The 6,968-nt window shown below is 72.5% G+C and carries 9 protein-coding genes; 3 read left to right on the forward strand and 6 right to left on the reverse strand.

The genetic code is table 11. From position 1 onward, the window contains the following. Positions 1-22 precede the first annotated feature (22 nt). The 3 genes from VH969_RS01830 to VH969_RS01840 all read left to right on the forward strand — a co-directional run bounded on the left by VH969_RS01830 (position 23) and on the right by VH969_RS01840 (position 1,704). Positions 23-247 carry a hypothetical protein gene (locus VH969_RS01830; RefSeq protein ID WP_331969280.1) on the forward strand — a complete coding sequence of 75 codons (225 nt, stop codon included), beginning with the start codon at positions 23-25 and terminating at the stop codon, positions 245-247. A 134-nt stretch (positions 248-381) separates the two neighbouring features. Next, positions 382-708 carry a DUF3995 domain-containing protein gene (locus VH969_RS01835; RefSeq protein ID WP_331969283.1) on the forward strand — a complete coding sequence of 109 codons (327 nt, stop codon included), beginning with the start codon at positions 382-384 and terminating at the stop codon, positions 706-708. A gap of 105 nt (positions 709-813) precedes the next feature. Next, the gene (locus VH969_RS01840; protein WP_331969286.1) at positions 814-1,704 is read left to right on the forward strand and encodes a LysR family transcriptional regulator; all 891 of its coding nucleotides are present in this window, start codon (positions 814-816) and stop codon (positions 1,702-1,704) included. An 18-nt stretch (positions 1,705-1,722) separates the two neighbouring features. Here VH969_RS01840 and VH969_RS01845 read toward each other — a convergent pair whose 3' ends face one another. The 6 genes from VH969_RS01845 to VH969_RS01870 all read right to left on the reverse strand — a co-directional run. Continuing rightward, positions 1,723-2,403: a beta/alpha barrel domain-containing protein gene (locus tag VH969_RS01845; RefSeq protein WP_331969289.1), complete on the reverse strand. Its 681-nt coding sequence runs from the start codon at positions 2,401-2,403 to the stop codon at positions 1,723-1,725. Positions 2,404-2,405: 2 nt separating this feature from the next. Next, positions 2,406-2,882 carry a nucleotide sugar dehydrogenase gene (locus tag VH969_RS01850; RefSeq protein ID WP_331969292.1) on the reverse strand — a complete coding sequence of 159 codons (477 nt, stop codon included), beginning with the start codon at positions 2,880-2,882 and terminating at the stop codon, positions 2,406-2,408. Positions 2,883-3,059: 177 nt separating this feature from the next. Then, positions 3,060-4,754, reverse strand: coding sequence for a glyoxylate carboligase (gcl, locus tag VH969_RS01855; RefSeq protein ID WP_331969300.1), 1,695 nt, complete (start codon positions 4,752-4,754; stop codon positions 3,060-3,062). A 22-nt stretch (positions 4,755-4,776) separates the two neighbouring features. After that, positions 4,777-5,670: a 2-hydroxy-3-oxopropionate reductase gene (locus VH969_RS01860; RefSeq protein WP_331969295.1), complete on the reverse strand. Its 894-nt coding sequence runs from the start codon at positions 5,668-5,670 to the stop codon at positions 4,777-4,779. After that, positions 5,667-6,440, reverse strand: a complete 774-nt coding sequence (locus tag VH969_RS01865) for a hydroxypyruvate isomerase family protein (RefSeq protein WP_331969297.1) — start codon at positions 6,438-6,440, stop codon at positions 5,667-5,669. Before VH969_RS01865 ends, VH969_RS01860 begins: the two co-directional genes overlap by 4 nt. 8 nt (positions 6,441-6,448) lie before the next feature. Continuing rightward, positions 6,449-6,968, reverse strand: a 520-nt coding sequence (locus VH969_RS01870; RefSeq protein ID WP_527249143.1) for a succinate--CoA ligase subunit alpha, incomplete at its 5' end; no start/stop codon positions are given.

A 6,968-nucleotide genomic window follows, 5' to 3' on the forward strand; every position in this document is an offset into this window, starting at 1 on the left:
CCGCCATGTTGGGAGACAGGGCGTGAACAAGACCCGCACCCCCAAGCTGTACTTCACCGCCGAGGGCAACGGCACGCTGCTGTCCACGGAGACGCGGGTGCACGCGACGGACGCGGCCACGCGGCGCGCGTTCCGGCGCTACTGGCTGCTGGTGCGCGCCGGCAGCGGACTGATCCGACGCGACATCCTCAGCGCGGTGCGCACCGTGGGCCGGGACGTCGCCACGACCCGGGGAGCAGGACAGTGATCCACATGACCGAGCAGCCACGCAACGGCCCGGCACCCGGCGGCGCACGTGGGCGGCCTACGCGGCAGCGGTGTGGGCCGGCGTGTTCGCCGTGGTCAGCCTGTACTGGGCGCCGGCGAGGGGGGCGCGCTCGCATGGGCGCGGCCCTGCTGAAGGTCGCCGGCGTCGGCTACGCCCTCGCGCTGGCGCAGCGATGGGGTCGCGTGTTCCCGCGCCCGCTCATGCTGGCCGGCGGCTGGGCGGGCACGGCGGTGCTCATCGGCTACGGCGGCCTGACGGTCGGCACGGAGGTCCTGGTCGCCCTGGACGTCGTGGATCCCCCCGCCGGTATCGACTGGTACGCCTTCTACTGGCACCTCGCCCTGTGGGACCCGTACTTCCTGCTGTGGGGAGTTCTGCTCGGCATCGCCGTGTGGCACTACCAGGACGACACTCCCGCCAGGACGCCCGACGCCGCATAGCGTGGCGGCTTTCGCCGGGTGGGCGCCCTACGCCACTAGTCTGTACGTATCCGTACCGGGGCGTACGAGGCGCACACGGCCGTCGGCGGGAGGCTGGAGGGGCAAATGGATGGCCCGAACGGCACATACGGTGGCAGTGCGGACATCGCGGAGTACATCAGGAAGTTCGTCGTCGTCGCCGAGGAGCTCCACTTCGGCCGCGCGGCGGAGCGGCTCGGCATGGCGCAGCCGCCGCTGTCCCGTGCGGTGCAACGGCTCGAGCGGCGGCTGGGTGTTGAGCTCTTCGACCGCCGCAACCGGCAGATCGAGCTGACGCCGGCCGGCGAGGTGTTGCTCGCCGAGGGCCGCAAGGCGCTGACCTCGTTGCAGGCCGCGAAGCTGCGCGCGAAACGCGCCGGCCGGGTCGAGCCGAGGCTGGTCCTGGTGATGAAGCCGGGCGGCGACGCGGACCTGCTCGACGCGATCCTGACCCGCTACGCCGAACACCCGGACGCCGTCGAGGTCGAGGTCATGATCTGCGGCATCGGCGAGCAGGAGGTCATGCTCCGCGAAGGCGAAGCGGACGTGGCCCTGCTGCGCCGTCCCTACGACGACCTGGCGGGCTTCGCCACGGAGGAGCTGCTGACCGAGCGCGAGGTGGCCGTCGTGCGCCGGGACCACCGCCTGGCCACCCGAACCTCGGTGACGATGGCCGACCTGGCCGGTGAGACGTTCCCCCGCTGGACGCCGGACAGCGAGGGGCCCGGCCCGCTGATCCGCGACACGGGCCAGGTCACCCAGCTGATAGCCCTCGGCAAGACGATCGCGGTCCTGCCGGAGTCGGTGAAGGCGCACCTGAGAAGGGACCTGGTGGCCGTCCCCATCCTGGACGGACAGCTGACCACGCTGCTGATCGCGTGGTCGGAGGAAAGCCGGTCGAGACCACTGGCAGCCCTGATCCGCACCGCGGCGGAAGCAGCCGGCCAGACCAGCGCGACCGTCGAGGCCACCGGCTAGACCGGCTGGGCGGTGCCGCTAGCGAGACACCCCGGTCAAGCCCCGAACCGCGGCTGCCGGATCCGCCGCCATCAGCAGCGAGGCGTCCGCGAGGCACCCCGTGAAGCCGGCCGAGGCGAGCCGTTCCACGTCGGCGCGCGAGGACAACCCGCCCTCCGCGACGGCGGGCACGCCATCGGCGGGGCCGGCCGGCAGGCCGAGCAGCGAAGCGCCGGCGGCCAGCGCCCGGCCGACCTCGGCCTGGTCGCGAGCCGACACGAGCGCGTCCAGCTCCAGCCCCGACGCCACCGCCAGCACCTCCGCCAGCTCGGCGTCGGACAGCGCGGCCACGACGACCCGGACGGCGTCCGCGCCGCACGCGTACGCCATGTCCACCTGGCGGGGGTCGACGACGACGTCCCACCACAACACGGGCACGTCGACGACCGCGGCCACCCGGCGCACGAGGTCCGGCCCGCCGCCGAAGAGCAGCTCGTCGCCCGGAACCGACACGGCCGCCGCACCGCCGTCCTCGTACGCCACGACCGCGCGCCACGAGCCGGGCAGGACCGACGCGATCACGCCGACCTCCGGGCCGCTCACGGCGGCCGCGAAGCGCCCGGCCCGCACCGGGCGCAGCCGCTCGACGCGTGGGGCGGGAACGATCGAGGGCATCGACCACAGCTCGCGCTTGTGGGCGATGACCTGCTCGAGGTCCACGGCTACGCGCCGGTGATGCGGAAGTCCACGCCGGGGCGCAGGCCGCTCGCCGCCGCGATCCGCGCGGCGAGCAGCGTGATCGCGCCCGGCGGCACGTGGGAGCGCACCTCGACGGCCGCGCCGGGACGCAGCAGCGGGCCGAGCAGCTCGGCCGCGCCCATCACGTGCCGCAGGTCCGCCGCGCCGTCCGGGCCGACCGGCACGGGCAGGCAGATCACGTAGGAGTCGAGGCCCGCCAGCAGGGTCGGGTCCGAGGTCGCCTCGAACCAGTCCGCGGTCGCCTCCAGGGCGTCGGTCGACACCTGCGGCACGTAGGACTCCCCTATGCGCAGCGCCGCGATCCTGGCCGGGTCCGCGTCGAGCCCGACGGTCAAGGTGCCGGCGTCGGCCAGCGAGAGTGCCAGCGGCAGGCCGGTGTCTCCCAACCCCACCACGCCGACCGTCGCCACCTCGGTGCGGGCACTGAACGTCGCCGTCATCGCATGCCTCCTCCCGATCCCCTGCACACAGGGTCGGCACAAGCGATGGAGCGACGCTCAAGTCTTGCTCGAGGCACCTTGCCTGACGAGCGGCGTGCTGGTGGCCGTCGCGATCATCTTGCCGTCCGGAGCGCGCACGAGCGGGAACGACATGAGGCCGTCAAGGTCCAGACCAAATCAGTCCCCGGCGAGCTCCAGCTCCGGGACCGGCTCGAACTCCTTGACGGCGTCGATGGACAGGCCCATCGCGGCGTTGGCCTCCCGCTCGACCATGACCTCGACGAGCACGGGCAGCGACTGCGCCGCCGACTCCGCGGACGCCCAAGCCAGCGCGTCGCGGATGTCGCCGGGTTGCTCGACGCGCCGCGCCGGGCAGCCGAAGGCCGCCATCAGCTTCACGTGGTCGATGCCGCCCTCGCCGTAGTGCAGGTCGACCGCGTAGTTCATGTCGTACGGGATCTCCGACTGCCGGATCAACCCGAGGTACTCGTTGTTGACCATGACGATCACGAAGGGGATCCGGTACTGCGCGGCGACCGCGATCTCCTCCATAAGGAACTGGAACGAGTAGTCGCCGGCCACCGCGACCACCTGCCGCTCCGGGAACGCGCACTTCACGCCCATCGCGGCCGGCACCTCCCAGCCGAGCGGCCCGGCCTGGCCGCACACGAGGTAGCGGCGCGGCAGGTACGTGTGCTGGAACTGGCCGGACCAGATCTGGTAGAGCCCGATCGCGGTGACGAACGTGGTCTCCGGCCCGAAGAACTCGTTGAGCTCCCGGTACACGCGCGGCGGCTTGATCGGCACGTCGTCGAAGTCGTCGCGGCGCGGGAGGGTCTCGCGCAGCTTGCGCACCCGGGCCGGCCAGTCCGTCGCGCGCCGCTCGCCGCTCGCGCGGGCCTGCGCGGTCAGCGCGGCGAGCGTCGGCCGGGCGTGGCCGACGATGCCGAGGTCGGGCTCGAACACCTTGCCGATCTGCGTCGGCTCGATGTCGACGTGGATGAACCGCCTGCCCCTGGTGTACACGGACAGGTCGCCGGTGTGCCGGTCGCCGAACCGGGCGCCGACCGCGAGCACGAGGTCGGACTCGAGGAAGATCTGGTTGCCCCACCGGGTCTGGGTCTGCAGGCCCGCCATGCCGGCGAACAGGTCGTGGTCCTCGGGGAAGGCGCCCTTGCCCATCAGCGTGACCTGGACCGGCACGTCGAGCTCCTCGGCGAGCTCGCGCAGCTGCGCGGCCGCGTCGGCGATGACCACGCCGCCGCCCGCGAGGATCAGCGGCCGCTCGGCGCCGCGCAGCATGTCGACCGCGGCCCGGACGCGGCCCGGGTACGGCTCCGGCACGTCGACCGGCAGCGGCGCGTCGATGGCGGCGTCGTAGTTGCACAGTCCACGTTGGACGTCCAGCGGCAGGTCGATCAGCACCGGACCGGGCCGGCCCGACCGGGCGATCCGGAACGCCTCGCGGAACACCCACGGCGCCTGGCCGGGTTCCTTCAGCTGCACGGCCCACTTGGTGACCGGCTTCGCGATCTCGACGATGTCAACTGCCTGGAACGCCTCCTGGTGCAGCTTGGCCCGCGGCGCCTGGCCGGTGATGCACACCATCGGGATCGAGTCGGCGAGCGCGGTGTACAGGCCGGTGATCATGTTGGTGCCGGCCGGACCGGAGGTGCCGATGCACACGCCGACCTTGCCGGTGACGCGGGACCAGCCGTCGGCGGCGTGCGTGCCGCCTTCCTCGTGGCGGACCGTGATGTGCTTGATGCCGCTCGTCCGCATGGCCGCGTACAGCGGCAGGATCGCCGCGCCCGGGATGCCGAACACCGTGTCGACACCCTCGGACTCCATGACCGCGACGGCGGCCTCCATGCACGGGATGCTGTTCACCTGGTCACTCCCCTTCGCCGGCCGTGGTTCCGGAGACGCCTTCGGCGACCTTCAGCAGGGCGGAGTGGTCGAGCGAGCCGTACCCCTGGGCGCGCGCCGCGGCGATCAGCTGGGCGACGAGCCCGCCGACGGGCAGGGCTACGTCGGCCTCGCGCGCGGCGTCGAGCACGATGCCCATGTCCTTGTGGTGCAGGTCGATCCGGAAGCCGGGCGCGAACTCGCGCGCCAGCATGGTCTTCCGCTTGAGCTCGAGGATCCGGCTGCCGGCGAGCCCGCCCGCGAGCACGTCGAGCCCGAGCCCGGCGTCCACACCGGACGCCTCGAGCAGCACGATCGCCTCGGCGACGAGGGCGTACGTGCCGCCGACCACGAGCTGGTTGGCGGCCTTCACGGTCTGTCCGGCGCCGGCCGGTCCCACGTGGACGACGGTCTTGCCGAGCGGCTCGAAGACCGGCCCCGCCGCGGCGAAGTCCTCGGCGCTGCCGCCGACCATGATGGACAGCACGCCGTCGATCGCGCCCTTCTCGCCACCCGACACGGGTGCGTCGAGGATGCGCAGCCCGCGCTCCGCCCCCTCCTCCGCGATCCGCCGCGACGTCTGCGGCCGGATCGTGGACATGTCGACGTAGAGCGTGCCCGGCCGGGCCGACTCGAGCACGCCGCCCGCGCCGAACACGACCTCCTCGACCTGCGGGAAGTCCGGCAGCATCGTGATAACGACGTCGGCGCCGGACACCGCGTCCTCGACGCTCTTCGCCGCCCTGCCGCCCTCGCCGGCGAGCCGCTCGACCGCCGCTGGCGACCGGTTGTACCCGACGACGTCGAAGCCGGCCCCCAGCAGGTTCCTGGCCATCGGGCCGCCCATGATGCCCAGGCCGATGAAACCGATGGTGGTCATGGTGTCTCCTTCAGCCAGCCGAAGCTCTCAGCGCTGGGTCCGACGGGCTTGTACTCGAGGCCGACCGGGCCGCCGTACGGGCTCGCGTCGAGCTGGGCGAGCACGGTGGCGTAGTCGATCTCGCCGGTGCCCGGCTGGCCGCGGCCCGGCGCGTCGGCGACCTGCACGTGGCCGAACCGCGCGGCGTGGTTCGTGATCAGCGCGGAGAGGTCCTCGCCCATCCGGTACAGGTGGTAGAAGTCGGCGAGGAACGCGGTCCCCGGCACCTGGTCGACGAGGTCGAACGCGGCCTTCGAGGACGTGATCGGGTAGCGCGCGCTCTCGTAGGAGTTGAGCGCCTCGATCACCACGGTCGCGCCGATCCGGCGGGCCGCGGTCACGGCGAGCGCCAGGTTCTCCAGCGCCAGGTCCGGGTCGGTGTCGTCGGCGGTGTTGCCGTACAGGGCGTTCAGCGTCGGGCAGCCCAGCCGTTCGGCGAACGCGACGGTCACCTCGACGTTCTCGCGGAAGCGGTTGCTCGTGGACCGCGCGGAAAGCAGCCCGCGGTCACCGCCCGCCATGTCACCCGCGTCGAAGTTGAGCCCGAGCAGGCGCACGCCGGCCTCGTCCAGCGCGTCGGCGAGCGCGTCGAGCTCGGCGTCGGACGGCGTCGGGCCCTCGAACGGCCACCACATCTCGACCGCGTCGAACCCGGCCGCCCGCGCCGCGGCCGGACGCTCCAGCAGGGGCAGCTCGGTGAACAGGATGGACAGGTTGACGTCGTATCGCATCTCACTCCTCAGGCCACGGTCTGCACCAGACTCTGCCGGGCGAGCTCGGCGGTCTCGGTCGGGGTCCTGCCGACCTCGACACCCACGGCCGCCAGTGCCTCCTGCTTCGCCAGGGCGGTACCCGACGAGCCGGACACGATCGCGCCGGCATGGCCCATGGTCTTGCCTTCCGGCGCGGTGAAGCCGGCGACATAGCCGACGACCGGCTTGCTCACGTGCTCCTTGATGTAGGCCGCCGCGCGCTCCTCGGCGTCGCCACCGATCTCGCCGAGCATCACGATCAGCTCGGTCTGCGGGTCGGCCTCGAACGCGGCGAGCGCGTCGATGTGCGTGGTACCGATGACCGGGTCGCCGCCGATGCCCACGGCTGTCGAGAAGCCGATGTCCCGCAGCTCGTACATGAGCTGGTAGGTCAGCGTGCCCGACTTCGACACCAGGCCGATCCGGCCGGGACCGGTGATGTCCGCCGGGATGATGCCGGCGTTCGACTTGCCGGGGCTGATGACGCCCGGGCAGTTCGGGCCCACG

This window comes from Actinophytocola sp., from assembly GCF_036555685.1.
Classification (GTDB): domain Bacteria; phylum Actinomycetota; class Actinomycetes; order Mycobacteriales; family Pseudonocardiaceae; genus Actinophytocola.

Excerpts from the sequence above, each read along its gene's own strand:
- VH969_RS01860 (WP_331969295.1), bottom strand. The coding sequence starts at position 5,670 with ATGACCACCATCGGTTTCATCGGCCTGGGCATCATGGGCGGCCCGATG.
- VH969_RS01840 (WP_331969286.1), top strand. The coding sequence starts at position 814 with ATGGATGGCCCGAACGGCACATACGGTGGCAGTGCGGACATCGCGGAG.
- gcl (WP_331969300.1), bottom strand. The coding sequence starts at position 4,754 with ATGGAGGCCGCCGTCGCGGTCATGGAGTCCGAGGGTGTCGACACGGTG.
- VH969_RS01850 (WP_331969292.1), bottom strand. The coding sequence starts at position 2,882 with ATGACGGCGACGTTCAGTGCCCGCACCGAGGTGGCGACGGTCGGCGTG.
- VH969_RS01865 (WP_331969297.1), bottom strand. The coding sequence starts at position 6,440 with ATGCGATACGACGTCAACCTGTCCATCCTGTTCACCGAGCTGCCCCTG.
- VH969_RS01835 (WP_331969283.1), top strand. The coding sequence starts at position 382 with ATGGGCGCGGCCCTGCTGAAGGTCGCCGGCGTCGGCTACGCCCTCGCG.